24 protein-coding genes and 1 tRNA gene are annotated in these 26,376 nt (G+C 69.1%); 16 read left to right on the top strand and 9 right to left on the bottom strand.

Annotated features, from left to right (window positions below; translation table 11 throughout):
* The first annotated feature begins 13 nt into the window (after positions 1-13).
* The 6 genes from AC0KTM_RS07420 (at position 14) to era (ending at position 6,106) form a co-directional block, all read left to right on the top strand.
* Positions 14-775 carry a 16S rRNA (uracil(1498)-N(3))-methyltransferase gene (locus AC0KTM_RS07420; protein WP_472415284.1) on the top strand — a complete coding sequence of 254 codons (762 nt, stop codon included), beginning with the start codon at positions 14-16 and terminating at the stop codon, positions 773-775.
* A 169-nt stretch (positions 776-944) separates the two neighbouring features.
* Positions 945-2,003, top strand: a complete 1,059-nt coding sequence (locus AC0KTM_RS07425; protein ID WP_225326912.1) for a PhoH family protein — start codon at positions 945-947, stop codon at positions 2,001-2,003.
* Positions 2,004-2,023: 20 nt separating this feature from the next.
* Positions 2,024-2,557, top strand: coding sequence for an rRNA maturation RNase YbeY (gene ybeY, locus AC0KTM_RS07430; protein ID WP_225326911.1), 534 nt, complete (start codon positions 2,024-2,026; stop codon positions 2,555-2,557).
* Between the two features lie 50 nt (positions 2,558-2,607).
* The gene (locus AC0KTM_RS07435; RefSeq protein WP_255641426.1) at positions 2,608-3,828 is read left to right on the top strand and encodes a hypothetical protein; all 1,221 of its coding nucleotides are present in this window, start codon (positions 2,608-2,610) and stop codon (positions 3,826-3,828) included.
* A 39-nt stretch (positions 3,829-3,867) separates the two neighbouring features.
* Positions 3,868-5,214 (top strand): hemolysin family protein, encoded by a 1,347-nt coding sequence (locus tag AC0KTM_RS07440; RefSeq protein ID WP_472415286.1) that lies wholly within the window; start codon positions 3,868-3,870, stop codon positions 5,212-5,214.
* A complete protein-coding gene (gene era / locus AC0KTM_RS07445) occupies positions 5,207-6,106 on the top strand; it encodes a GTPase Era (protein WP_238957740.1) in 900 nt (299 codons plus the stop codon). The genes AC0KTM_RS07440 and era overlap by 8 nt, the downstream gene beginning before the upstream one ends.
* Here era and AC0KTM_RS07450 read toward each other — a convergent pair.
* Both AC0KTM_RS07450 and AC0KTM_RS07455 read right to left on the bottom strand, forming a co-directional pair.
* Entirely contained in the window at positions 6,103-7,575 is a 1,473-nt protein-coding gene (locus AC0KTM_RS07450; protein WP_238957741.1) for an aminotransferase class I/II-fold pyridoxal phosphate-dependent enzyme, read from the bottom strand. The two genes, era and AC0KTM_RS07450, sit on opposite strands and share 4 nt — an antisense overlap.
* A 76-nt stretch (positions 7,576-7,651) precedes the next feature.
* Entirely contained in the window at positions 7,652-9,154 is a 1,503-nt protein-coding gene (locus AC0KTM_RS07455) for an amidase (RefSeq protein ID WP_238957742.1), read from the bottom strand.
* Between the two features lie 61 nt (positions 9,155-9,215).
* Here AC0KTM_RS07455 and recO point away from each other — a divergent pair, with 61 nt between their 5' ends.
* The 3 genes from recO to AC0KTM_RS07470 are packed head-to-tail and all read left to right on the top strand — an operon-like array spanning position 9,216 to position 11,344.
* A complete protein-coding gene (gene recO, locus AC0KTM_RS07460; RefSeq protein WP_225326906.1) occupies positions 9,216-10,013 on the top strand; it encodes a DNA repair protein RecO in 798 nt (265 codons plus the stop codon).
* 33 nt (positions 10,014-10,046) lie between these two features.
* Positions 10,047-10,916: a decaprenyl diphosphate synthase gene (locus AC0KTM_RS07465; protein WP_225326905.1), complete on the top strand. Its 870-nt coding sequence runs from the start codon at positions 10,047-10,049 to the stop codon at positions 10,914-10,916.
* Positions 10,916-11,344, top strand: coding sequence for a hypothetical protein (locus AC0KTM_RS07470; RefSeq protein WP_225326904.1), 429 nt, complete (start codon positions 10,916-10,918; stop codon positions 11,342-11,344). The genes AC0KTM_RS07465 and AC0KTM_RS07470 overlap by 1 nt, the downstream gene beginning before the upstream one ends.
* Positions 11,345-11,350: 6 nt before the next feature.
* Here the strand turns inward: AC0KTM_RS07470 and AC0KTM_RS07475 are convergent, their stop codons facing one another.
* The gene (locus tag AC0KTM_RS07475; RefSeq protein WP_238957743.1) at positions 11,351-11,746 is read right to left on the bottom strand and encodes a Fur family transcriptional regulator; all 396 of its coding nucleotides are present in this window, start codon (positions 11,744-11,746) and stop codon (positions 11,351-11,353) included.
* Positions 11,743-12,120: an ArsR/SmtB family transcription factor gene (locus tag AC0KTM_RS07480; protein WP_472417395.1), complete on the bottom strand. Its 378-nt coding sequence runs from the start codon at positions 12,118-12,120 to the stop codon at positions 11,743-11,745. The genes AC0KTM_RS07475 and AC0KTM_RS07480 overlap by 4 nt, the downstream gene beginning before the upstream one ends.
* Positions 12,121-12,350: 230 nt before the next feature.
* Between AC0KTM_RS07480 and AC0KTM_RS07485 the strand changes: the two genes are divergently transcribed.
* From AC0KTM_RS07485 to AC0KTM_RS07495, 3 genes are all read left to right on the top strand, one after another.
* Positions 12,351-13,742 (top strand): glycine--tRNA ligase, encoded by a 1,392-nt coding sequence (locus tag AC0KTM_RS07485; protein WP_472417397.1) that lies wholly within the window; start codon positions 12,351-12,353, stop codon positions 13,740-13,742.
* 174 nt (positions 13,743-13,916) lie between these two features.
* A complete protein-coding gene (locus tag AC0KTM_RS07490; protein ID WP_472417399.1) occupies positions 13,917-15,146 on the top strand; it encodes a PPE family protein in 1,230 nt (409 codons plus the stop codon).
* A 514-nt stretch (positions 15,147-15,660) separates the two neighbouring features.
* Positions 15,661-15,948 carry a hypothetical protein gene (locus AC0KTM_RS07495; protein WP_425326378.1) on the top strand — a complete coding sequence of 96 codons (288 nt, stop codon included), beginning with the start codon at positions 15,661-15,663 and terminating at the stop codon, positions 15,946-15,948.
* A 48-nt stretch (positions 15,949-15,996) separates the two neighbouring features.
* On the opposite strand, the gene AC0KTM_RS07500 is transcribed toward AC0KTM_RS07495, so the two are convergent.
* Positions 15,997-17,973 carry a TPM domain-containing protein gene (locus AC0KTM_RS07500; RefSeq protein ID WP_472415288.1) on the bottom strand — a complete coding sequence of 659 codons (1,977 nt, stop codon included), beginning with the start codon at positions 17,971-17,973 and terminating at the stop codon, positions 15,997-15,999.
* A 133-nt stretch (positions 17,974-18,106) separates the two neighbouring features.
* Here AC0KTM_RS07500 and AC0KTM_RS07505 point away from each other — a divergent pair, with 133 nt between their 5' ends.
* The 3 genes from AC0KTM_RS07505 (at position 18,107) to dnaG (ending at position 22,049) form a co-directional block, all read left to right on the top strand.
* Positions 18,107-19,381 (top strand): deoxyguanosinetriphosphate triphosphohydrolase, encoded by a 1,275-nt coding sequence (locus tag AC0KTM_RS07505; RefSeq protein WP_472415290.1) that lies wholly within the window; start codon positions 18,107-18,109, stop codon positions 19,379-19,381.
* Positions 19,382-19,448: 67 nt separating this feature from the next.
* A complete protein-coding gene (gene sodC / locus AC0KTM_RS07510) occupies positions 19,449-20,066 on the top strand; it encodes a superoxide dismutase[Cu-Zn] (protein WP_225329745.1) in 618 nt (205 codons plus the stop codon).
* A gap of 30 nt (positions 20,067-20,096) precedes the next feature.
* Positions 20,097-22,049, top strand: a complete 1,953-nt coding sequence (gene dnaG, locus AC0KTM_RS07515; protein ID WP_472415292.1) for a DNA primase — start codon at positions 20,097-20,099, stop codon at positions 22,047-22,049.
* Here dnaG and AC0KTM_RS07520 read toward each other — a convergent pair.
* On the bottom strand, positions 22,033-22,311 hold the full coding sequence (locus tag AC0KTM_RS07520) for a hypothetical protein (protein WP_225329747.1): 279 nt from the start codon (positions 22,309-22,311) through the stop codon (positions 22,033-22,035). The genes dnaG and AC0KTM_RS07520 overlap by 17 nt on opposite strands.
* Before the next feature lie 287 nt (positions 22,312-22,598).
* Here AC0KTM_RS07520 and AC0KTM_RS07525 point away from each other — a divergent pair.
* Positions 22,599-22,671, top strand: a tRNA-Asn gene (locus AC0KTM_RS07525).
* A 25-nt stretch (positions 22,672-22,696) separates the two neighbouring features.
* On the opposite strand, the gene AC0KTM_RS07530 is transcribed toward AC0KTM_RS07525, so the two are convergent.
* From AC0KTM_RS07530 to AC0KTM_RS07540, 3 genes are read right to left on the bottom strand one after another with little or no spacing between them, the layout of a single operon-like run.
* Entirely contained in the window at positions 22,697-24,082 is a 1,386-nt protein-coding gene (locus AC0KTM_RS07530; RefSeq protein ID WP_472415294.1) for an NtaA/DmoA family FMN-dependent monooxygenase, read from the bottom strand.
* Entirely contained in the window at positions 24,079-25,200 is a 1,122-nt protein-coding gene (locus tag AC0KTM_RS07535) for an LLM class flavin-dependent oxidoreductase (protein WP_472415296.1), read from the bottom strand. Before AC0KTM_RS07535 ends, AC0KTM_RS07530 begins: the two co-directional genes overlap by 4 nt.
* Positions 25,197-26,318, bottom strand: coding sequence for an LLM class flavin-dependent oxidoreductase (locus tag AC0KTM_RS07540; protein WP_472415298.1), 1,122 nt, complete (start codon positions 26,316-26,318; stop codon positions 25,197-25,199). The genes AC0KTM_RS07535 and AC0KTM_RS07540 overlap by 4 nt, the downstream gene beginning before the upstream one ends.
* Positions 26,319-26,376 lie beyond the last annotated feature (58 nt).

The raw sequence follows: 26,376 nt of genomic DNA on the forward strand, positions 1-26,376 counted from the left end.
CCGCGCCGCGCCGATGGTCGCGACCCTGTTTTACGCCGACGATCTGCCCGAGACCGGCGCGCTGGCCGTCCTGGCCGGTGACGAGGGGTTTCATGCCGCCAGCGTGCGGCGGATCCGCCCGGGCGAGCGGCTGGTGCTCGGCGACGGCGCCGGGGGCCTGGCGCACTGCGAGGTGGAGCACGCCGGGCGTGACGGGCTGCGCGCGCGGGTGCTGGAGCGCTGGAGCGTCGCACCCGGGAGCCCGCCGGTGACGGTGGTGCAGGCCCTGCCGAAATCGGAGCGTTCCGAGCTGGCCATCGAACTGGCCACCGAGGCGGGCGCCGACGGGTTCCTGGCCTGGCAGGCGGCCCGCTGCGTGGCCAACTGGCACGGCGCCCGGGTCGAGAAGGGTCTGCGCCGCTGGCGCGCGGTCGCCCGTTCGGCGGCGCGGCAGTCCCGACGGGCGCACATCCCGTCGGTCGACGGTGTGCTGTCCACCGCGGCGCTGATCTCGCGGCTCCGGGACGAGGTGGCCGGCGGCGCGACGGTGCTGGTTCTGCACGAGTCGGCCACCGAGCGGCTCGCCGACCTCGACCTCGCGCGCGCGAGGACGGTGTTCCTGGTGGTCGGCCCCGAGGGCGGCATCGCCGATGACGAGATCGTGGCGTTGTCCGACGCGGGCGCGACGGCGGTGCGGCTGGGTCCGCAGGTGCTGCGGACGTCGACCGCCGCGGCCGTGGCGCTCGGCGCGCTCGGGGTGCTGACGCCGCGATGGGACGACCCCTCGAGCCTGTGAGCGCCCACAAGGTGCTGGACAAGGGCCTTCCGGCGAACACCCTGCCGCGGCGCTGCGCACTCGCGGCGTGCCGCACATTGGGGTCAGCGACGCCCCGGCGGTAGGATAAAAGCGCTAGAAAACGCCGGGATCGGCGAGCACTTCACACAAGGCAGGCATCGAAAACCACGTGACGCCCCGCGAGACCAGCGCTGCTGACGCAGCCGGAGCCCTCCAGGCCGACGCTCAAGTTCGCAGCAGCATCAATGTTCCGCCCGATACCGTCATGGGCCTGCTGGGTTCGGCAGACGAGAACCTGCGCTCCCTGGAACGCACCCTGGACGCCGATCTGCACGTGCGCGGCAACACCCTGACCATCTCCGGTGAGCCCGCCGACGTCGCGCTCGCCGAACGGGTGATCTCCGAACTGATCGCGATCGTCGCCGGCGGGCAGCAGTTGACCCCGGAGGTGATCCGGCACAGCGTCGCCATGCTGGCCGGCACCGACAACGAGTCACCGGCCGAGGTGCTGACGCTGGACATCCTGTCGCGGCGCGGGAAGACGATCCGGCCCAAGACGCTCAACCAGAAGCGCTACGTCGACGCCATCGACGCCAACACCATCGTCTTCGGCGTCGGCCCGGCCGGCACCGGCAAGACGTACCTGGCGATGGCCAAGGCGGTCAACGCTTTACAGACCAAACAGGTCAGCCGCATCATTCTGACCCGTCCGGCCGTGGAAGCCGGTGAGCGCCTTGGCTTCTTGCCGGGCACGCTCAGCGAGAAGATCGATCCGTATCTGCGGCCGTTGTACGACGCGCTCTACGACATGATGGACGCCGAGCTGATCCCCAAGCTGATGTCGGCGGGGGTCATCGAGGTGGCGCCGCTCGCGTACATGCGGGGCAGGAGCCTCAATTCCGCGTTCATCGTGTTGGACGAGGCGCAGAACACCACCGGCGAGCAGATGAAGATGTTCCTCACCCGCCTGGGTTTCGGATCCAAGATCGTCGTCACCGGCGACGTCACCCAGGTCGACCTTCCGGGCGGCGCCAAGTCGGGTCTGCGCGCGGCGATGGAGATCCTCGACAGCGTCGACGACATCCACGTCGCGGAGCTGACCAGCGTGGACGTGGTGCGCCACCGGCTGGTCTCGGAAATCGTCGACGCCTATGCCAAGTTCGAAGAACCCGACCTGACCATGAACCGGGCGGCGCGCCGGGCGTCGGGCTCGCGCGGTCGCCGATGATGATGCGGTGAGCGGGTTCCATGAGCATTGAGGTCTCCAACGAGTCGGGCATCGACGTCTCCGAAGCCGAGTTGATCAGCGTCGCGCGGTATGTCATCGCCAAGATGGACGTCAACCCGGCGGCCGAGCTGTCGATGGTGCTGTTGGACACCGCGGCGATGGCCGACCTGCACATGCGCTGGATGGACCTGCCCGGGCCCACCGACGTGATGAGCTTCCCGATGGACGAGCTCGAACCGGGCGGGCGCCCGGACGCCCCCGAGCCGGGGCCCTCGATGCTGGGCGACATCGTGCTGTGCCCGGAATTCGCGGCCAGTCAGGCCGCCGCGGCGGGGCACAGCCTGGGGCACGAGCTGGCGCTGCTGACCATCCACGGCGTGCTCCACCTGATCGGCTACGACCACGGCGAGCCGGATGAGGAAAAGGAGATGTTCGCGCTGCAGGACCGGTTGCTCGAAGAGTGGGTCGCCGACCAGGTCGAGGCCTACCGCCAGGACCGCCAGGAAGAGCGCGACCGCCGATTGCTGGACAAGTCAAGGTATTTCGACAATTGAGCCGACTCTGGATTCTGGTGGCGGCTGCCATCGCGTTCGCGCCGATCTCGATGGTCGTCGCCATCCCTGGCACGGTCGCGCAGGCGGCTCCCTGCGCCGGCGCGGGCTCCAACCCCGTGTCCTGCCAGCGCTGCATGTTCTACGTGAACGCCTATCACACGGCGAACGTGTGCAACGAGGACAAGCGCGGTGTCCAGGGCCCCCCGAGCAATGCGCCGACGCCGGTTCCGGAAGTGCCCATCCCGGCGTACGAGCCGCCCCCGGCCCCGCCGCCGGTGCAGCAACCGGTGGTCCTTCCGCCGCCCAACTCGGGTCAGAACACCGTCCCGGTGCTCGAGATCAATCCGCCGGGCCCCGATGCGCCACGCAACGCCCCGGTGGTCGCGCCGCCGAGAGGGCTCGAAGCGCCCTCGCTGGCGATCGCGGCGGCCAAGGCCGCGCCGGTGACCCGCGCTGACCCCGCCAACCCGCCGAAGCCGCCGACCGAGGTGGATTTCAACCAGCAGGTGCAGAACGTGGTGAGTTCCCACCGGCAGAACGTCGACGTCCTCAAGGTCGACGAGCACCGGTTCGTCCGGCCGCGCCACTGGGACTACCTCGACTACGACGACGCCTACCGCCGCCCGACCCTGTACAACCCGCTGAATCAGGCGATGACGTTCCGCTACTTCTACAACGGCGCCTACCAGCAGCTTTACCTCCCGCGCGGGGCGCGGATGGTGCTGGACGCCGCGACCGTCGGCGTCGTCCCCTTCACCGCGGTCGGCGACAGCTATGTCGCGTCGGGCAGCTTCTACGGCGGGGGCTCGATACCGCTCAACGGGTACAACGGGCCGCCGCCACCGGACTACAGGCCGCCGGCGCCCCCGAAGCTGTATGAGAACGTCGTCGTGTCCGTTCCCGCCAAAGGCGAGACCGTGGAGGTCGGCCACGTGGCGGTGGTGGGTCACGACGGTAGCCAACCCTCGGGCAGCCAGGACACGTTCCTGCTCGACGACTCCACCTTGGCCTGGGGACAGATCGACAACTCCAGCAGCGCCCCCGCGCAGATCCGGGTGATCAAAACCCAGCCGACGCCGGGCGTCGGCCTCACCGACGACGGCAGCTTCTTGGTGCTGCTCGCCGTTCACCACCAGGAACCCGGTCAACCCCACCAATCCGCGTGGACCATGGCGCTGCGCTTCGGTGGGTTCGCCGTGGTGGTGGGCCTGGTCGCCTGGCTGCTCAACCGCCGGCACCGCAGCGAGGACGACGCCGCTGAGTCCTCGTGATGCCCTAGGGGACTCAATGACCACATCGAGGTGTGACCGTTGACCGGCTGGTCCGAGCTGCTCGGCGCGGTCGCCTTGATCGCGCTGGGCGGGCTGTTCGCCGCGATCGATGCGGCCATCAGCACGGTGTCGCTGGCCCGCGTTCAGGAGATGGTGCGCGACGAGCGGCCCGGCGCGGTGGCGCTGTCCAAAGTGATGTCGGAACGTCCCCGCTACATCAACCTCGTTGTGCTGCTGCGGATCACGTGCGAGATCACCGCGACCGTGCTGCTGGTGGTGTTCCTTTACGACAACTTCGGGCTGACGTGGGGATTGTTCGGCGCCGCGGCGATCATGGTGGTGACCAGCTTCGTCGTCATGGGGGTGGGCCCACGCACCCTCGGCCGTCAAAACGCCTATTCCATCGCGTTGACGACGGTGCTTCCGCTGCAAGCGATCTCGTGGTTGTTGATGCCGATCAGCCGGCTGCTCGTGGTTTTGGGTAACGCGGTCACCCCGGGCCGGGGGTTGAGGAACGGGCCGTTCGCCTCCGAGATCGAGCTGCGCGAGGTCGTCGACCTGGCCCAGCAGCGTGGCGTGGTCGCGGCCGAGGAGCGCCGGATGATCCAGTCGGTCTTCGAGCTCGGCGACACCCCGGCCCGCGAGGTGATGGTCCCGCGCACCGAGATGATCTGGATCGAAAGCGACAAGTTCGCCAGCCAGGCGATCAACCTGGCGGTGCGCAGCGGGCATTCACGCATCCCGGTGATCGGCGAGAACGTCGACGACGTCGTCGGGGTCGTGTACTTGAAAGACCTTGTCCAGCAGACCTTTTTGTCGGGTGGCGGCGGGCGGACCACGCCGGTGGCGCAGGTGATGCGGCCGGCTGTCTTCGTGCCGGACTCCAAGCCCTTGGACGCCCTGCTGCGCGAAATGCAGCGCGACCGTAACCACATGGCTCTGCTCGTCGACGAGTACGGCGCGATCGCCGGGCTGGTCAGCATCGAAGACGTGCTCGAAGAAATCGTCGGTGAGATCGCCGACGAGTACGACCAGGCGGAGACGGCGCCGATAGAAGACCTGGGCGACAAACACTTTCGGGTGTCGGCGCGACTGCCGATCGAAGACCTCGGCGAGCTCTACGGCGTCGAGTTCGACGACGACCTCGACGTCGACACCGTGGGCGGCCTGCTCGCCCTGGAATTGGGCCGGGTGCCGCTGCCGGGCGCCGAGGTGACTTCGCACGGTTTGCGGCTGCACGCCGAGGGCGGCACCGATCACCGGGGGCGGGTACGCATCGGCACCGTCCTGCTCAGCCCCGTCGAATCCGACGGCTCACCCAATAGCTCACCCGACGGCTCACCCAATAGCTCACCCAATGGCGAGGAATCCCCGCAGCATGACTGAATTCCGTTCCGGCTTCGTATGTTTGGTCGGCCGTCCCAACACCGGGAAATCGACCCTGACGAACGCGCTCGTCGGGACCAAGGTCGCGATCACCTCGAAGCGGCCACAGACCACCCGGCACACCATCCGCGGGATCGTGCACCGCGACGACTTCCAGATCATCCTGGTCGACACTCCGGGTCTGCACCGCCCCCGCACCCTGCTGGGCAAGCGGCTCAACGACTTGGTGCGCGACACCTACGCCGAGGTCGACGTGATCGGGCTGTGCATCCCGGCCGACGAGGCGATCGGCCCCGGGGATCGGTGGATCGTCGAGCAGATCCGCGCGACCGCACCCAAGGCCACACTGGTCGCCATCGTCACCAAGATCGACAAGGCGCCCAAAGACCGGGTCGCCGCTCAGTTGGTCGCGGTCAGCGAGCTGGTCGGCGGCTCGGCCGAGATCGTGCCGGTGTCGGCGGTGGCCGGGACGCAGGTGGACGTCTTGACCGACGTGCTGGCCGCGGCGCTGCCGCCCGGGCCTGCCTACTACCCCGACGGGGAACTGACCGACGAACCCGAAGAGGTCTTGATGGCCGAGCTCATCCGGGAGGCGGCCCTCGAGGGGGTTCGCGACGAGCTGCCGCATTCGTTGGCGGTGGTCATCGACGAGGTCAACCCGCGGGAGGACCGCGACGACCTGATCGACGTGCACGCGCTGCTCTACGTCGAACGCGACAGCCAGAAGGGCATCATCATCGGCAAGGGCGGCGCCCGGCTGCGTGACGTCGGCACCGCCGCGCGCCACCAGATCGAGAAGCTGCTGGGCACCAAGGTGTACCTCGACCTGCGCGTCAAGGTCGCCAAAAACTGGCAGAGCGACCCCAAACAGCTTGGCCGCCTGGGCTTTTAGCGGCCGCGCCACCCGGCGAGCACGCGGATGGTCTTCAGCGACGGGTCCGCCGCGTCGGGCAGATTCATGCCGGCACTGACGCCCGAGCACAGATAATCCAGCACAGCATCATTGAGGCGTTCACCCGGCACGACGGCGGGAATGCCCGGGGGATAGGGCGTGATCTGCTCGGCGGCGATGCGGCCGGCGGCGCGGTCCGAGGGCACCGCCTCCACCCGCCCGAAGAACGCGTCGCGCGGTAATTCGACGGACTCCAATTGCATCTCGTCGGGCGACGGCAGCGCGATGCAGGGCGGCGGCTCGAACTCGTCGGCGGCGGTGCGCCATGCGCGCAGCGCGTCGGTGAGACGCCCCAGGGTCTCCTTGTCGTCGGCCATCGACAGCGTGGCCAGGATGCGGCGATGGTCGCTCATGCCCACGTCGATGTGCGCGTGCGCCCGTAGCCAGTCGGCGGCCTGATAACCCGAGGTGCCCGTTGCCGATACATCGATCAGCACCTGCATCCGGTCCAGGTCGTGGGACGCCTGCGCGCCGAGCAATTCATCGTCGAGCACGGCCACATCAGGGATGAGTTCGATCTCCTCCCGCACGCGTCGCGTCAAATCGAGTGCGGCACCAAGCAATTCGTGGCCATGCTGCACCATCTGCCGGCGCCACCCGTCCATGGCCGCGTACAAAAGGACGCTGGGGCTGGTCGTCATCAACTGATCCGCGCAGGCGGACAGGCGATCCCGATCGATCAGGTCACCCTGCAGGTGAAACACCGACCCCTGCTCGAAGCCGGCGCCCATCTTGTGCACGCTGACCACACAGACGTCCGCGCCGGCGTCCATCGCCCAGGTCGGCAGGTCCTCATGGAACGGCAGGTGCGCGCCCCACGCCTCGTCGACGATCAACGGCTTGCCGCGCCGGTGACATACCTCGGCGATCCGGGCGATGTCGGCGCACGTGCCGTACGGGCTGGGGCTGACGACGAGCGCACCGGCGGCGTCGGGGTGCTTGTCCCAGGCCTCTTCGACCTGCTCCGGGGAGGGCGGATGAGAAAAGTGGTGCGCGGCGTCCCAGCGTGGGGTGATCCAGCGCGGCTGCACACCGGAGAAGATCAGCCCCGCCACGATCGACTTGTGGCTGTCCCGGCCGACCAGCAGGCTGCCCTCGCCGCCGGCGACCGCCAACATCGCCGCCCGCACCGACAGTGAACTGCCGCACGTGGAGAACCAGGCGGTGTCCGCGCCCACGGCCTCGGCCATCAGGTCTTCGGCGTTCTTCAGGTATTTGTTGCTGGTTCGGCGGTCATCCAGGCCGCCGCTGGCCAGCACGTCGTCGAGGAAGGGCTCGCGGCCCAGGACTGCCAGGACCCGATCGTCGGTGCCGCGGCCCTGCCGGTGGCCCGGCGGCGTAAACCCGTATCGGTTCTTTTCGCGATACTCGGCCAGCGCATCGAGCAGTGGGGCGTCGGATTGGTCCATGCCGAACGTGTACCCGACTTGTCGGCCGGAAATTCCCCGCGCGACCTGGAAAGACGACGGGGCGCGGGGCGGTGTTTCAGCCGCTGGGCGCCGGTGCCTCCGGGGTGTCCGCGCTCTGGTTCCACCAGGGTTGGGGCTGCTGGCTCGCCCATCCGCACAGGGCTTCCAGCTCGGCGGCCAGCGAAATCAACATGCCCTCGCTATTGGCCGGGCCCATCAGCTGCACGCCGACGGGCAAGCCCTCGGAGGTGAAGCCCGCCGGAACGTTGATGGACGGCCACCCCAGGACGTTCCACGGGAACGTCAGCGGGCAGGCCGCGATCATGGCCCGGTCGGTGCCGAAGCCGCTCAACCGGTCGAAGGCCCGCGCCAGCGGCGGGGGCTGGGCGGTGGTCGGCGCCAACACCACGTCGACGATGTCGAAGATCGAACCGACCCGGCGCTGGTCGGCTTCCTCGTGGCGGCGGGCGCTGCGCAGAATCGCCTGCCCCAGCGCCGCGCCCATGCGCAGGTTGGACAGGGTGCGGGGGTCCAGCACGACGCCGTCGCCCAGGCGCTCCTCCCAATCCCGCAGACCCGCGGTGGACCGGGCGAGAAAGTCCCACGACAGCCGCATGCCGTAGTCCGGGTTGCCGGGCACCACGGTGTGGCCCAGCAGTTCGAGCTGGTTACCCACGGCGCGCGTCGCCGCCAGGATCTCCGGGTGCAGCTTGGGCCGGAAGCCGGTGTAGGGGAATCGGGTTGACAGCGCGATGTTCAGCGGGCCGGGCGCCTTCCCCACATAGTCGGAGGCGGTGATCGCGGGGGGCTTGTGCCGATCGCCCTCGACGTTGCCGGACGCCGCGTCGAGCACCAACGCCGCGTCGGCCACCGTGCGGGCCAGCACGCCGTTGACCGTGATGCCGTTGAACGCCTCCGGGAGCGGCCAGGTCGAGATCCGCCCGCGCTGCGGTTTGATGCCCACCAGGTGCGTCCACGCCGCGGGGATGCGGATACTGCCGGCGCCGTCGGACCCGATGGCGGCCGTGACCAGACCCGCGGCCACCGCCGCGGCGCTGCCGCCCGACGATCCGCCGGGGGTGTGCCGCCGGGACCAGGGGTTGCGGGTATGCCCGAAACCGGGCCCGCTGGTAAACGGCCACTGGCCGAGTTCGCAGGTGTTCGTCTTGCCCACGATCACCGCGCCGGCGGCCTTGAGGCGGCGCACCACCTCGGCGTCGTGCGTCGCCGGCGCGACCCGCCCCTCGGTGCCGAACGCGGTGGGCACGCCCGCAATGTCGACGTCGTCCTTGACGGCGATCGGAATGCCCAGCAGCGGGGCGGTGTCCCCGGCCGCGCGGCGCCGGTCGGCCTCGGCCGCGTCGGCCAGTGCCGACTCGGTCAGCACCACCCGGAAGGCGTTCAGCGTGGGCTGGCTGGCGTGGATGGCGTGCAGCGAACGACCCACCAGCGTGGTGGACGTCACCGAGCGGCTGGCCAGCTGATAGAGCAAATCGGTCAGCGTGGGCAGGCGCCGGCGGCCGGATCCGGGACCCGAGCCGGAAAGGGCCCCAAAACCCGACCCAGAAGCGCCAATCACGGGGTACGAGACTAACGGCGCGGATACCCGCAATGTCGCGGCGGGGTGCAAAACTATTGGGATGCGGCTATACCGAGACCGAGCTGTTGTGCTGCGCCAGCACAAGCTCGGCGAAGCCGACCGGATCGTCACCCTGCTGACCCGTGATCACGGGCTGGTCCGCGCGGTGGCCAAGGGCGTGCGTCGCACCCGCAGCAAATTTGGTGCGCGGCTGGAGCCGTTCGCGCACATCGACGCGCAGTTACATCCCGGCCGCAACCTCGACATCGTCACCCAGGTCGTCTCGATCGACGCGTTCGCCACCGACATCGTCAGCGACTACGGCCGCTACACCTGCGGGTGCGCCATGCTGGAAACCGCCGAACGCCTCGCCGGTGAGGAGCGGGCGCCCGCCCCCGCCCTGCACGGGCTCACGGTGAGCGCCCTGCGGGCGGTGGCCGACGGCCGCCGGTCCCGGGACCTCCTGCTGGATGCCTACCTGCTGCGGGCGATGGGCATCGCCGGATGGGCGCCGGCGCTGAGCGAGTGCGCCCGCTGCGCCACGCCCGGTCCCCATCGCGCGTTCCATGTCGGTGCCGGTGGCAGCGTCTGCCCGCACTGCCGCCCGGCCGGTTCGACGACGCCGCCGCCGGGGGTGCTGGATTTGATGACGGCGCTGCACGACGGCGATTGGGACTTCGCCGAAAAGACGCCGCAGTCGCACCGCAACTACGTCAGCGGTCTGGTGGCGGCGCACCTGCAATGGCATTTGGAGCGGAAGCTCAAGACGTTGCCGCTCGTAGAACGGACGTATCACGTCGACCGCACCATCGCCGATCAGCGCGCGACGCTGATCGGGCAGGATATGGACTGTGGCTAACGGGACGGTTGATGGGGACCGGGTGGGGCGCAAGTGACGAACCGCGGTTTCCCGCAGCTGCCCCCCGCGCCCGACGACTATCCGGTCTTCCCCGACAAGTCGACCTGGCCCGTCGTGTTCCCGGAGCTGCCGCCGTCCGCCGACGGTGGCCCGTGCCGGCCGCCGCAGCACATCTCCAGGGCGGCCGCGCCCAGGATCGAGGCCGAGCGGTTGCCCAACCATGTGGCCATCGTCATGGACGGCAACGGCCGTTGGGCCACCCAGCAGGGGCTGAGCCGCACCGACGGCCACCGCGCCGGGGAGGCGGTCGTCATCGACATCGTCTGTGGGGCAATCGAAATCGGGATCAAATGGCTCAGTCTCTACGCCTTCTCGACCGAGAACTGGAAGCGTTCACCCGAAGAGGTCCGCTTCCTGATGGGCTTCAACCGTGACGTGGTGCGCATGCGCCGGGTGAACCTGAATACGATAGGGGTCAAGATCCGCTGGGTCGGTTCGCGGCCGCGCCTGTGGCGCAGCGTGATCAACGAGCTGGCGATCGCGGAGGACCTGACGAAGGACAACGACGTCATCACCGTCAACTACTGTGTGAACTACGGCGGTCGCGCCGAAATAGCCGATGCCACAAAGGAAATCGCACGCCTGGCCGCGGCCGGACGGCTGAACCCGGAGCGCATCACCGAGTCGACGGTGGCAAATCACCTGCAGCGGCCCGACATTCCCGACGTGGACCTGTTCTTGCGGACCTCGGGGGAGCATCGGTCCAGCAATTTCATGTTGTGGCAGGCCGCATACGCCGAGTACGTCTTTCAGGACAAGCTGTGGCCCGACTACGACCGGCGCGACTTGTGGGCGGCCTGCGAGGAATACGCCTCGCGCGATCGCCGGTTCGGGAGCGCATAGTGCCATCACTGCAGGAGCGTCTGGCGTCGATCCTCGGCGATGTCGTTGCGCTGCAGGAGGAGACCGATGGCGCGCTGACGGTCCACCATGACGGCACCATCGCGTCGTTGCGGGTGGTGAATATCGCCGAGGACCTCGACCTGGTCTCGCTCACCCAGATATTGGCGTGGGACCTGCCGCTGACCAAGAAGATCAGCGACCAGGTGGCCAAGCAGGCGCGCGACAGCAACTTCGGCAGCGTCACCCTGATCGAGAAGGTCAATGACAAAGCCGTGCAGCGCAATTCGGGCAAGGGCGCGGCTAAAAGCGCCGACGTGATGCTGCGCTACAACTTTCCCGGCGCCGGCCTGACCGACGACGCCTTGCGGACCTTGATCCTGTTGGTGCTCGACACCGGCGCCCAGATACGCCGCACACTGACAGGCTGAATCGGGTCAGCGCCGGCAGTCTGAACAGGTGCCGAAGATTTCGATGGTGTGGCTGACGTCGGAGAAGCCATGCTTGGCGGCCACGGCCGTCGCCCACTCCTCGACCTCGTGATCGCCCACCTCGATCGTGGATCCGCAACTGCGGCAGACCAAGTGGTGGTGATGGTGCTCCGAACACCTGCGATAGACCGACTCGCCGGTGTCGGTGCGCAGCGTGTCGATCATGCCCGCCGCGGCCATCGACTGCAGCGTCCGGTAGACGGTGGTCAGCCCGATGTTCTCGCCGCGCCGGCGCAGCTCGTCGTGCAGATCCTGCGCCGAGCGGAATTCGTCGAGTGTCTCCAACAGCGTGGAAATCGCCGCGCGCTGACGGGTCGAGCGGACGCTCGCCCCTGACGTCACGGGGTGTCCTCGCTCGCGTGCGCGACGGCGTCCACCACGATGTGGGCGAGGTGATGATCGGCGAGCCGGTACAGCACTTCGCGCCCGGAGCGCTCGCCGGCAACCACGCCCGCCGCCTTCAGGATCTTCAGATGCTGACTGACCAGCGGCTGCGGCACGCCGAGCGCGTCCACCAGCTCGTGCACGCAGCGATGGGATTCCCGCAACTGCAACACGATGGCGATGCGCACCGGCGCCGCCAGCGCCCGCAACAACTCGCCCGCGGCATCGAGGATCTCCCGCGGCGGCGGGACGGGGTAATCGACCAGTCCGGAGTGCCCACCGGCGACGAGTTCGCCGTGATCGTGGGCGACCGCGTCCAGGTCCGTTCCCATGCCGCCGTCGGTGGCCGCCGGCATCGACGCAGAACGTGAGGGGGACATCATGGGAGCGGCATCACCTCGAGAAGTGCCAGGTAGTGGGGAAGTCTCCGCCGTATCGGCTGCCTCCACTGTCACATGCATGATGACGCATGTCAAAGACCGCGGCGCCGATCGCTACCATGACTGATGCTCTGCGCACGGCGGCCGACCGCCAGGCGCGCCCACCCAACCCCGGAAAGGGAGTGCACCGCCCCGTGGCGTCCGTCATCGACACCGTAGTGAACCTGGCCAAGCGGCGCGGCTTCGTCTTCCCCTCGGGGGAGATCTACGGCGGAACCCGGTCGGCGTGGGACTACGGCCCGTTGGGTGTGGAGTTCAAAGAGAACATCAAGCGCCAGTGGTGGCGCGCGGTGGTCAGCGGACGCGACGACGTCGTCGGCCTGGACTCGTCGATCATCTTGCCGCGGCAAGTGTGGGTGGCCTCGGGCCACGTCGAGGTCTTCCACGACCCGCTGGTGGAGTCGTTGATCACCCACAAGCGTTACCGCGCCGACCATCTCATCGAGGCGTACGAGGCCAAGCACGGCCACCCGCCGCCCAACGGACTGGCCGACATCCGCGACCCCGACACCGGCGAACCCGGGCAGTGGACCGAACCCCGCGAGTTCAACATGATGCTCAAGACCTACCTGGGACCGATCGAGACCGAGGAGGGCTTGCACTATCTGCGTCCGGAGACCGCGCAGGGCATCTTCGTCAACTTCGCCAACGTGGTGACGACCGCCCGCAAGAAGCCGCCGTTCGGTATCGGCCAGATCGGCAAGAGTTTTCGCAACGAGATCACCCCGGGTAACTTCATTTTCCGGACGCGCGAGTTCGAGCAAATGGAAATGGAGTTCTTCGTCGAGCCCTCGACCGCGAAGGAATGGCATCAGTATTGGATCGACACCCGGCTGCAATGGTATGTCGAGTTGGGTATCGGTCCGGAGAACCTGCGGTTGTTTGAACACCCGGCCGACAAACTGTCGCACTACTCCGATCGCACCGTCGACATCGAGTACAAATTCGGCTTCGCCGGTAACCCGTGGGGTGAACTGGAGGGCGTCGCCAACCGTACCGATTTCGATTTGTCGACTCATTCAAAGCATTCCGGCGTCGACCTGTCGTTCTACGACCAGGCGACCGACGCGCGCTACATCCCGTATGTCATCGAACCGGCGGCCGGTTTGACGCGGTCGTTCATGGCCTTCCTGATCGACGCCTACGTCGAGGACGAGGCCCCGAACGCCAAGGGCAAGATGGAAAAGCGCACCGTCCTGCGGCTGGACCCGCGGCTGGCCCCGGTCAAGGCGGCGGTGCTGCCGCTGTCCCGCCATGCCGACCTGAGCCCCAAGGCCCGTGACCTGGCCGCCGAACTGCGCCAGTTTTGGAATATCGATTTCGACGACGCCGGTGCGATCGGGAGGCGCTATCGCCGCCAGGACGAGATCGGCACGCCGTTCTGTGTGACGGTGGATTTCGACTCGCTCGAGGACAACGCGGTGACGGTGCGCCGGCGCGACGACATGTCCCAGGAGCGAGTCGCGATGAACACCGTCGCCGATTACCTCGCGGCGCGCCTCAAAGGCTGCTAGTCACTGCCGTCGCCGGGCCGCATTTGCGAATTAAGGTTTGCTTAAAAGTCCGGCCGTCGGCGGTGGCGGTGCCTTAGGATCTGCCGTGGGGCATAAGTAGATAGCCAGTTGAGCCGCGGGCGGATGTCGGGCCGTCTGACGCAGGAGCCGTTGACTCGGTCGGTTGGGGTGTGGATGATTCCCGCGTTCTTGTTCTTCCCTCCGGAAATCAACTCGGCCTTGATAGTCGGCGGCCCCGGTTCCGGTCCTCTGTTCGAGGCGGCTTCCGCGTGGGACGGATTGGCGGCGGAGCTGTCGTCCTCGGCGTCCTCGTTCAACACCGTGGTGACGGACCTGGCGGCGGGCCCCTGGACGGGTCCGTCGTCGGCATCGATGACGGCCGCCGCGGCGCCCTACGTGCAATGGCTGCTGATCGCCGCGGCGGAGGCGGAGGTGGCCGCGATCCGAGCCCGGCTGGCGGCGCTGGCGTTCGAGGGGGCGGTGGTCGCGACGGTGCCGTTGCCGGCGGTGCTGGCGAATCGTGCCCGGTTGCTGATCCTGATCGCGACCAACTTCTTCGGCCAGAACACGGCGGCGATCGCGCAGACCGAGCTTGAGTACGTCGAGATGTGGGCGCAGGACGTGGCCGCGATGGTGGGCTATCACGCGGGGGCCCAAACGCTGGTGGAGACGCTGCCGGCGTTCACCCCGCCGCCCGCGGGTCTCGGCGGCGGCGCGGCATCCGCGGGCCTGGCGGGCCTGGCCGACCTGGTGACGGCGCCCCTGACTTTAGCGTCACAGTTCTTCCAGGGCTTGTCCTCACTGGGGACCGCGTTCGCATCTCAGCTGCAGTCGGTGTTCATGGCGCTCTCGCCGGCCGTCTCGTCGCTGACGTCGTTGATGACCTCCACGCCGGTGGCGACCCTGACGACGGTGGCCCAGGCCGGAATGTACCCGGCAAGCGCGCTGATGCCGCCCATGGTGGCGCTGGCCCAAAGCACCGCTCCGGCGACCGTCGCGCCGGCGTCGGCACCGGCGCCGGTTTTGCTCACTGCCACCAACGTGGCCGGCGAGGCCCCGCACAGTTCGCATAGCGTGCTGTCCGATCTGCAACCGTTGGCCGGCGGAGGACTGGGCGCCCTCGGCGTCGCGTCGGCGGGCCTGGGGACCGCGCGGTTCGTCGGGGCGATGTCGGTGCCCGCGGCGTGGCAAGGGTCGATGCCGGCTTACGTGCCCGCGCCCGCGATGTCGGGCGTGGCCGGCGGAGCGCCGGCGACGGCGGCGACGGCGGGGGCGGCCGGCCCGGGCAGCGGCCCGCCGATGACGGCCATGCCGGTGAGCGAGAAAAACCCCAAGGGCGAGGACCGGGGCACCAAGGCCGAGGTGGTGCGGTCCCGGCCCAAAGTGGTGCCGCGGACCCGATAGTGACCGATGCCGCTGTTGCGGATGTGCATGGTGTGCACGGCGGTGAGAAACGGAAATCGATTAAGTTGGCCTGGACGCAGTCAGTCGCCGTATCGCATTGCGCGAATTCATCTAATACGTCCCGTAAAAACAGCAACGGCGCGCCCGCCCGCATGCGTTGCCCGAGGCCGAAGCGAGCGGCGCAACGCGTCGGACCCCGTCGAGCACTCGTGGCCGACCGCTCGATCCCGATCACCCTTGACCGCCTCAAGGTGCTGTGCGGCAAGGGGTTTGCGGGGAACAGGTTGCCCGGAGCCGGGTGAGTTCCCGACAGTTCCCGGCGCGCGTGGCCCACAAAGCGGCGGTCCTGACCGGCCAGGCGATGGGTCGGCGTTGGTCCGACACCGGCTCAACTTAATGGAAAATTGGCAATTCCCGCATATCTTCTTCGGTTTGTCTTACGATGTGACCGGTTGGTGTAAATAACTTCGCCACAGCGCCCGAACGCTTTGACCGGCTGTGGAAGGGGGCAGGGGTGCTTTTGCCTCTCGGTTCGCCGTTACCTGACGACACGGTGGCGGCAGTACGCGGTGAGTCCGGCGTGCTCGGTGGCTTATCGGTGCCGCTCAAGTGGGGGGTGGTCGTTCCACCGGACGATTACGACCACTGGGCGCCGAAGTCCGACGCGAGCGCCGAGACCGCGGAGGAGACACTCGACGCGCCCCGCCCGACAGCGGTCGCCGACGGCGTCTGGGGCGGGTGGGAAGGCGAAGCCGCGCCGCGGCCCGTCGGCGTCATACCGCATTCCCCGGCAGCCGGCTGAACGCCGGTAGGTAGCGAACCGAACTCGCCGCGGTAGCAGCGCGGCAACTCAGAATCGGCCGCCGCCACCCATGAAACCGCCGTCGGAAGAACCCGGGGCGCCACCGAACGACGTCGGGCTCCAGCCGCCGAATCCGCCCCGCATGCCGCCGCTGAGCAGGTCGCCGATGATGATGCCGCCGAGCATCGCGCCCATGTCACTGCCGCCGCGACGGGTGTAGGCGCGCTGCATCGTCTGCACATCGTCGTTGGCCAGCGACTGGGCATGAGAGGCCAGCGTCGACGCCGCATTGGCGTGGGCGATCGCTTCGCTCGGGTTCGTCGCGCCCATGTCCTGCGCGGCCTGCAGGTGGCGTTTGGCTTCGGCCAGCCGGGTGCGGGCTTCGGGGCCGATGCTGCCGCGGCGCGTGTCGATGTAGTCGGACACCGCGCGCACCCGTGTCTGCGCGGTGAACAACGCCTGCTCCAGCGATCGGTTGAGTCGCTCGGCGGTGGCCTGCTCTTCAGCCAGGGTGCCCAGCAGCTCGTGCAGCGCGGTGTCGGCCTTGGTCAGCTGTCCGAAGGCGCCCAGCGGATCGTCGGAACCGCCGGCGCGGGCGCTCTCGACGGCCCGGGTGGCCGCGTCGCGGGCCGCCACCAGATCGCCGGTGTGCGCGGATTTTTTCTGCAGCAGTTCGTTCGCGCGCGCGATGTCGTTCTTGATGTCGTCCATGGCCGACGGCAGCCGGTCGATCGCGTGCTGAATGTCGTTGGCCGCGTTGTCCACCGCGTCGAGCAGCGCTCGCGCCTGCCCGAGGGCCGACTCGGCGGCCCGGACGGCGTCGACCAGACCGGCTTGCCCACCGGTGACGGCGCGGGCGGCAAGCTCACGGGCGTTGCCGATGTTGCGGTCGGCGAACGTCAGCCGCTCCCTGGCCGTCGTGACATTGCCGGACACCGAAGTCAGTGCGGCGGGGCTGAAGTCGTGGTGCAGCGCCGCCAGCCGTTGCTCCGCCGGAGCGAGGCGGCTGGTGAGTTCCACATACTGCTGCGTCAGAGCGTCCAACCGTGACGCGGCGTTGATCACCAGATCGCGCAGCTGCTCGAACGCCTCGGTTTGTGACTCCAGCTCGCGGTCGGCCCGCGCCGCCGACACGATCACCTGGGTGAGCAGTTCGCGCCGCTGCGCCGGTGTCTCGGGTGTGCTGTCGTCGAGTTGCTGGCGCACCGTGAACGCTTGGGACAGAGCCGCTTTGGCATTGGTCACCGCGCGGGTGAACGGCTCGGTTCGCTCCTCGCCGAATTCGCCGACCGCCAGGTCCAGTTCGTTGGCGCTGGTGCGAAGCGCGTTGTCGACGTCCACCACCAGCGTGCGGGACAGGTCGTCGAGCGTCTCCAGCGGCAGCGCGGCCAGCGCGTCGACGTCGGTGGGGTCGACCCGGCGTGCGGCCGCCAACGCCGCGGCCCGCCGACGTTTGCCGCGATAGCGCATCACCAGCAGCAGGCCAGCCAGCGCGATGAGAATGGCCGCCAGTGTGGCCAGCAGGATCACCCGGCCCGACGAACCGGGCGACGCGTCGAGTCCGTTGGCCGCCGCGACGGCGGCGCCGCTCCAGTCGCCGCTGTGCAAGGCGGGTTCGATCTTGTTGCGCCGCAAGTTGTCAACCTGATTGGCGTTGACGCTCTTGATGGTGGACGGCACCAGGAATGCGTAGGCGCGGCTGGTGGTCGCGACGGCCAGCAGCGCGTCGTAGCCGCCCAGGTCGCTGGCGCGCACGGTGCGTTGCGCCCATCCCGTCGGCGTCTGCTCGGAGAAGTCGCCGACGTAGACCACCCACAGCCGGATGTGGCGGTCGGTGTACAGCTTGTTGACGGCGGCGGTGACCGTGCTGCGCCCGGAATCCGATAAGACTCCCGCGTTGTCGGTGATGTAGTCGGCCAACCGGAATGGCGGTTGCGCGCCGGCGGGCGGTGCCTGCAGCAGCCCGCCGCTGAGGCCGACCGTGAAGAGCGTCGCGAGCATGGCGAGCAGGCGAGCGGTGCGCATACGGCCAATCTAGCCCCGCGACGATGCAGGCCCGTAGGCCTGCTGAGGAGTGGGGCAATGCAGCACAGCCCCGCGACGATGCAGGCCCGTCGCGCCAGCCTTGGGCGCGCATTCCCTGGCAGACTGTGCGTCGGTGACCAGGAATCAGCGCGACCCCTACGACGACTTCGACCGTCAGCGACGGGTAACCGAAGCGGCCAAGACTGCGGGTCTGCCGGGCACGGAAGGCCAGCACCGCACCGACTTCGCCCGCGACCGCGCCCGGGTCCTGCACAGCGCCGCCCTGCGCCGGCTGGCCGACAAGACCCAGGTCGTCGGGCCGCGGGAAGGGGACACGCCGCGCACCCGGCTGACGCACTCCCTCGAGGTCGCCCAGATCGGGCGGGGAATGGCCGTCGGGCTGGGCTGCGATCTCGACCTGGTCGACCTGGCGGGCCTGGCCCACGACATCGGCCACCCGCCCTACGGGCACAACGGCGAGCGCGCGCTCGACGAGGTCGCTGCGAGCTACGGCGGCTTCGAGGGCAACGCCCAGAATTTCCGAATCCTGACCAGCCTCGAGCCCAAAGTGCTTGACGCACAAGGTAACAGCGCGGGGCTGAACCTGACTCGCGCGTCGCTGGACGCGGTCACCAAATACCCGTGGCCCCGCGGCGAAGGGGCGGGAAGCGCGGCCCGCAAGTTCGGGTTCTACGACGCCGACCGCGAGCCGGCGGCCTGGATGCGGTCGGGCGCACCGGAGGGCCGGATGTGCCTGGAGGCGCAGGTGATGGACTGGGCCGACGACGTGGCCTACTCGGTGCACGACGTGGAGGACGGCGTCGTCTCCCAACGCATCGACCTGCGGGTGCTCGCCGACGATGACGAGGCCGCGGCGCTGGCCAAACTGGGTGAGACCGAGTTTTCCCGGGTGCGCGCCGACGATTTCATGGCGGCCGCGCGACGGCTGTCGGCGCTGCCGGTGGTCGCCGCCGTGGGCAAGTACGACGCCACGCTCGCGGCGTCGGTCGCACTCAAGCGGCTGACCAGTGAGCTGGTCGGGAGGTTCGCCTCGGCCGCCATCGCCACCACTCGCGCGGCGGCCGGACCCGGACTGGTGCGCTACCGGGCCGAGCTGCAGGTTCCCGATCTGGTGCGGGCCGAGGTCGCGCTGCTGAAAATCCTGGCGCTGCAGTTCATCATGTCCGATCCGCGGCATCAGGAAACCCAGGCCGGGCAGCGTGAGCGCATCCACCGGGTGGCGCAGTGGCTGTACGCGGGAGCACCCCGAACCCTCGACCCGGTCTTTGCTGCGGCCTTCAACACCGCGGCCGACGACGCCGCCCGGTGGCGGGTCATCGTCGATCAAATCGCCTCCTACACCGAGGGCCGGCTGGAACGGATCGACGCCCGCCAGGCCGGTCCGTAGTGGATCGTCGCCCGCCACTCGTCCGGTCCGGGAACCGGCGCGGCCGCCGCGAGTTAGGCTGCCCGATATGAAGAAATTCAGCGGCTCTCCCTTGATGGCCTCCCTCGTGATGGGCCTTCCCGTCGTCGCCATGACTGCCTGCAGTTCACCGCAGCACGAGAGCAGCCAGCCGGGCACCACCCCGCCGGTGAAGTCCGCCGCCCCGACCTCCTCCGGGGAGACGACGACGCCGGCACCCGCCGGCGGCTCGCTCAGCGCGGAGTTGAAGACGCCCGACGGCCGGACCGCGGCCACCGCGACCTTCGACTTCACCGGCAACTATGTGACCGTCACCGTGAAGACGGTGGCGACCGGCATCCTGACCCCCGGCCTGCACGGCCTGCACGTCCACGAGATCGGCAAGTGCGAGCCGAACTCGGTGGCCCCCACCGGCGGCGCGCCGGGCAACTTCTTGTCCGCCGGCGGCCACTACCAGGCCCCCGGCCACACCGGTAAGCCCGAGAGCGGCGATCTGGCGACGCTCGAGGTGCGCCAGGACGGCGCGGCCTACCTGGTCACCACCACCGACTCGTTCACCCGCGACGACCTGCTGGCCGGTACCAAGACCGCGCTGATGCTGCACGGCGCCCAGGACACCGAGAACGCGATGGATCGCGTCGCGTGCGGTGTCATCGGAACCGGCTAGCCTTCCCCGCCGCGCCCTTAGACTGAGCCGATGTCAAGCCCGGCAGGTTCATGGAGCGAGGGCGACGGGCGCGCCCGGGGCCGCGGCCGGATTCCCGATCGCGACATCGCCGCCATCCGCGAACGGGTACGCATCGACGAAGTGGTCGGCGATTACGTGCAATTGCGGCGCGCGGGCGCGGATTCGCTCAAGGGGCTGTGTCCGTTTCATGACGAGAAGTCGCCGTCGTTTCATGTCCGCCCCAACCACGGCCACTTTCACTGCTTCGGCTGTGGCGAGGGCGGCGACGTGTACGCGTTCATCCAGAAGATCGAGCACGTCAGCTTCGTCGAGGCGGTCGAGATGCTCGCTGACCGGGTCGGTCACACCATCACCTACTCCGGCCCGGCGACCAGTGTGCAGCGCGACCGCGGAAGTCGCAGCCGCCTCGTCGCGGCCAACGCGGCCGCGGCCGAGTTCTACGCGGCGGCGCTGGAATCCGACGAGGCGGCACCGGCGCGCCAGTACCTGACCGAGCGCAACTTCGATGCCGAGGCGGCCCGTCACTTCGGTTGCGGGTTCGCGCCGTCCGGCTGGGACACACTGACAAAGCACTTGGTGCGCAAGGGTTTCGAGTTCAAGGAGCTGGAAGCGGCCGGGCTGTCGCGGCAGGGGCGCCGCGGGCCGATGGACCGCTTCCATCGCCGCCTGCTGTGGCCCATCCGTTCCTCGTCGGGCGAGGTGATCGGTTTCGGTGCCCGGCGGTTGTTCGACGACGACCCGATGGAAGCCAAGTACATCAACACCCCCGAGACGCTGCTGTACAAGAAGTCGAACGTGATGTTCGGCATCGACTTGGCCAAACGCGACATCGCCAAGGGCCACCAGGCCGTCGTCGTCGAGGGCTACACCGACGTGATGGCGATGCATCTGGCCGGGGTCACCACCGCCGTGGCGTCGTGCGGCACCGCTTTCGGCGACGAGCACCTGGGGATGCTGCGCCGACTGATGATGGACGACAGCTTCTTTCGCGGCGAGCTGATCTACGTGTTCGACGGCGACGCGGCCGGGCGGGCCGCCGCCCTCAAGGCCTTCGGCGGCGAGCAGAACCTGGCGGGGCAGTCGTTTGTGGCCGTCGCGCCGGACGGCATGGACCCCTGCGACTTGCGGCTGAAGTCCGGCGACGGCGCCCTGCGCGACCTGGTGGCCCGGCGAACGCCGTTGTTCGAGTTCGCGATCCGGTCAGCGCTCGCCGAGATGGACCTCGACAGCGCCGAGGGCCGGGTGGCCGCGCTACGCCGCTGCGTGCCCATGGTCGGCCAGATCAAGGACCCGACGCTGCGCGACGAGTACGCCCGCCAGCTCGCCGGGTGGGTCGGCTGGGACGACGTCGCGCAGGTCATCGACCGGGTGCGCGGCCAATCCAAGAACTCCAAAACCGCGGCCCGCGGCGCGGCCGGACCCAAGATGTCGCGGCGCGCGGAGCAGCCTCCCGCCGCGGCCCAGCCCGCCGCCCGTCGCCCCGACCCCCGCGACCCCACCCTGTGGCCTCAGCGGGAGGCGCTCAAGTCGGCGTTGCAGTACCCGGCGCTGGCCGGCCCGGTGTTCGACACGCTGACCGTCGAGAGCTTCACCCACCCCGGGTACGCCGCGATCCGCGCGGCCATCGAGACCGCCGGCGGCACGTCGGGCGGGATCACCGGGGCGCAGTGGCTCGAGGCGGTGCGCGACCGGGCCTCGTCTCCGTTGACGGCGGCCCTGATCAGCGAGCTGGGTGTCGAGGCCATCCAGGTCGACGAGGAGAAAATGCCGCGCTACATCGCCGGCGTGCTGGCCCGGCTGCAAGAGGTGTGGATGGGCCGCCAGATCGCCGAGGTGAAGTCGAAGTTGCAGCGCATGTCGCCGATCGAACAGGGCGACGAGTATCACGCGTTGTTCGGCGACCTGGTGGCGATGGAGGCCTACCGGCGCAGCCTGCTCGAGCAGGCTAGCGGCGACGAGTAGAGGACTCGAGCTCCTCGTCGGGCAGCGGCTCGACGTCGCGTTCCATGATGGCGGTTCGGTCGTCGATCTCCGCCAGCGTGACAAAGCCGGCGTCGGGGGAGATCCGATTCGCGATCTTGCGGCGTCCCCCTTCGATCATCGACTTGGCCACCGGGCTGCTGGTCAGCGCCTGATAGGTGCCGACGATCTGCTCGTATCGCCGACGACCGGCTTTCGAGCCCAGCACGTAACCCAGTCCCAGCACCACGACATACCGGATCAAAGCGTTCCTCCCGACTATCGATGGCTCCATCCTGCCTCACCGGGCGGGGTGCGCGCGCGGTCGACTGGGCCAAGTCGGTGGCGACCCGCTACGCCCGGCTGCGATCGACCGGGGCTCGATGGTGGCGACCCGCTGCGCCCGGCTGCGCCGCGCTTGCGATCGCCACGGGGCTCGATGGTGGCGACCCGCTGCGCCCGGCTGCGCCGCGCTTGCGATCGCCACGGGCGGCCCGCGCCAGTTGGGCGTGGTCGTGCCAGTACGCTAGAGTCGTCCCGCGATCGGGTTAGTCCCCTGTAGCTCAATTGGCAGAGCATTCGGCTGTTAACCGAAGGGTTCCTGGTTCGAGTCCAGGCGGGGGAGCAGATTTCACCAAGCGACTCGGCCGTCACTGCCCGATCGCGATATCCGTCGGATTTCCCGCCCACGCCGCCGTCGGCGCCAAACCCAGATGCTCGCGCAACGTGTGGCCGCGGTATTCGGTGCGGAAGCTGCCTCGTTCCTGCAGCAGTGGCACCACCTTGTCAACGAACTCATCGAGGCCGTGCGGCGTCAGGTGCGGCACCAGGATGAAGCCGTCGCAGGCATCCGACTGCACGTAGCGGTCGATCTCCTCGGCCACCTGCTGCGGCGTCCCGACGAACTGCTGGCGGCTGGTCACCTCGATGATCAGCTCGCGGATCGACAGGTTCTCGGCTTCCGCTCGCGCCCGCCAGGTTTGGGCGACCGTCTTGGGATCGCCGTGCCGGACCCGACCTCGCGTGATGTTCGGGTTCTCGACGGGATCGACGTCGGGCAGCGGCCCGTCGGGATCGTAGGCCGACAGGTCCACGCCCCACAGCTGCTCGAGGAACGCGATCGCCGTCGGCCCGCTGACCTGCTGCTCGCGGATGCGGCGCGCGTTGTCCTGCGCCTCACCGGGCGTGTCACCGAGCGCGAACGTCGCGCCGGGCAGGACCTTGAGCCGGTCGGGGTCGCGCCCGCGGGCGGCGGCGCGGCCCTTCACGTCGGCGTAGTAGCGCTGCCCCGCCTCGAGCGAACCGTGCAGCGTGAACAGGGCGTCGGCGTGCTTGGCGCCGAAGTCGCGGCCGTCGCTGGAGTCACCGGCCTGCAACAGCACGGGGTGGCCTTGCGGGCCGGCGGGCAGCGAGGCCGAGCCGCGGACGTCGAATTGCGGACCGAGGTGGTCGACGACGTGGATGCGGGCCGGGTCGGCGTAGGTTCCGGCGTCGACGTCGGCGATCACGGCGTCGGGCGCCCAGCTGTCCCAGAATTTGCGCGCGACGCTGATGAATTCCTCGGCCCGGTGGTAGCGGTCGGCGTGGGCGAGGAATCCGCCGCGGCGGAAGTTCTCCCCGGTGAACGCGTCGGAGGAGGTGACCATGTTCCACGCCGCGCGGCCGTCGGAAAGGTGGTCCAGCGACGCGAATTGCCTTGCCACCTCGTAGGGTTCGTTGAATGTGGTGTTGATCGTGCCGGCCAGACCGAGTCGCTCGGTCACCGCGGCGAGCGCGGCGAGCACGGTGAACGTGTCGGGCCGGCCGACGACGTCGAGGTCGTGGATCTTGCCGCGATGCTCGCGCAGCCGCAATCCCTCGGCCAGGAAGAAGAAGTCGAACAGCCCCCGCTCGGCGGTCTTGGCAAGGTGCACAAACGATTCGAACGCGATCTGGCTGCCCGCGCTCGGATCCGACCACACCGTGGTGTTGTTCACCCCGGGGAAGTGGGCGCCCAGGTGTATCTGCTTGCGCTGTCCCGCATCTCGAACGGTCATCCGGTCAGCCCCCATCGTTTGGCGATCAGTTCATGCGAGCGCAGCCGGTCGGCGTGCCGGTGGGTGACGGACGTGATGACCAGTTCGTCGGCGCCGGTGACCCGGCGCAGCAGCTCGAGCCGGTCGGCGACCTCATCGGGATTGCCGACGAATTGTGTTGCGGTGCGGTCGGCCACCAGCGCCTGCTGAGCCTCGGTCAGGGGTTCGCAGAAGTCGGGATCCGGGTAGGGGATCGCGCCCCGGCCGCTGCGAATCGAATACACCCAGTGGCCGTAGCTGGACGCGAGGTAGCGCGCGGTGGCGCTGTCCTCGGCGACCACGACGTCGGCCGACACCACGACGTACGGTCGCGCCAGTCGGGCGGACGGCCGGAAGGCGTTGCGGTACGCGGTGATTGCGTCGAGCGCGGTGCCGGGGGTGATGTGGTAGCTCGCGACGAACGGAAGTCCGCGGGCGCCGGCCACCTCGGCGCTCTGTCCCTTGGTGCTGCCGAAGATCCACGGTGTCAGCTGCGCGTGTTCGCCGGGAACGGCCCGCAGCGGATGGCCATCGACGGCGTAGGTGCCGTCCAGCATCGCTTCGATATCGGCGACCTGCTCGGCGAAATCCGCTGGCTGCGCGCACGGTTGGGCAAGCACAGACGCCTGCGCCCGCATCCGTTCGGATTTCATCAGCGGGGTTTGGTCGAACGGTGTGGGGATGAGCAGGCCGTCGACGTCCCGCCACGGCTGCGGCGCGCGGTCGGGTGGGGCGGCGAGCGCCGTGGCGGCCTCTTTGCGCCGTTGCCCGGACCGGCCCAGGCCCATGTCGATCCGTCCCGGATGCAACGCGTCCAGGATGCCGAAGCTTTCGACTACGGCGAGCGCCGTCGTGTTGCCGACCTGCACGGCGGCCGATCCGACGTGGATATGTTCGGTGGCCGCGGCGATCTGGCCGATCAGCGTCGCCGGTGACGAGCTGGCCACCGCGACGAAGTGGTGCTCGGCGAGCCAGTAGCGCTTGTAGCCCCATTGTTCGGCGTGCCGGGCCAGATCGATGGTGTTGCGCAGCGCCGTGGCGGCCTCGCTGCCGGCGCTGATGGGCGCCAGGTCCAGGATCGACAAGGGGGTGAGGCTCATGACGGCGCCGTCGCGTAGCGGTTGGGGGCGGGCGCCAGGCCGAGGCGCTCGCGCAGCGTCTCGCCCTCGCGGTAGCGGGTGCGGAACCGCCCGGCGCGCTGCAGCAGCGGCACCAGGCCGTCGACGATCGCGGGCAGATCGATCGCGTTGACCGCGGGTCGCAGCCGCACCCCGTCGGCCCCGGCGTGCTGCCAGGCGAGCAGCAGCTCCGCCAAATCGCTTGCGCTGCCACGGAAGACGTGCGCGTCGGAGGGTATGGCCGCGCCCGGCGTCAGCGGATCCTCACCCAGCGACACCACCAGATCGGCGTAGACCCGGATCGTGCGGCCCGCCGCACGTTGCGCCTGTCCGACCTCGGCCAGGATGGCACGCAGCGAGTCCTCGTCGCGTGGGGTGACAAAGACCAGGTCGGCGTTGGCGGCGGCGAACTCGTAGACTCGCGGCGCGTGCGCCAGCGCCGCCACCACCGGCTGGCCCTGGGGCGGGCGAGGGGTGATGGACGGTCCCTTGACCGAGAAGTGCTCGCCGGTGAAGTCGATGTAGTGCAGCTTGTCGCGATCGATGTAGCGTCCGGTCGCCACGTCACGGATGACGGCGTCGTCCTCCCAGCTGTCCCAGAGGCGGCGCACCACCTCCACGGCGTCGGCGGCCTCGCGAAACAGCTCGTCGCCGTCGGGGGCGGGTCGCCGGCCGAACAGCGCCGCCTCGTGTGCCGTCGGGCTCACCCGCACCTGCCAGCCGGCGCGGCCGTGCGAGATATGGTCAAGCGTCGCAATCGCTTTCGAGACATGGAACGGCTCGGTGTGGGTGACGGTCGCGACGGGGATGATGCCGATGTGTTCGGTGACCGGCGCGATGCGCGCGGCCACCAGTGTGGCGTCGGCGCGGCCGGCCAGGCGCCGGGACGAGATTTCGGGCCGGCGGCCCGGCTGCGCATCCAGGCTGTCGTCGATGGTCAGGAAGTCGAGCAGGCCACGTTCGGCGGTGGCCGCCAGCGAGGCCCAGTATCGCCCGCTGAGTTGTCCGCCGCCGGTTGCGTTGTGCGCGAAGGCGTATCGCCACGCGTGGGGGTGCCACCCGTAGCCGTCGAGTCCCACGGCCAGATGCAGTCCGGTCATGACCGGCCTGCGGAACCTGGCGTCGCGGCGCCGTCGTGCATCGTGTCCATAACCCACT

This window comes from Mycobacterium sp. NTMscope_Eco_3 (assembly GCF_976985685.1).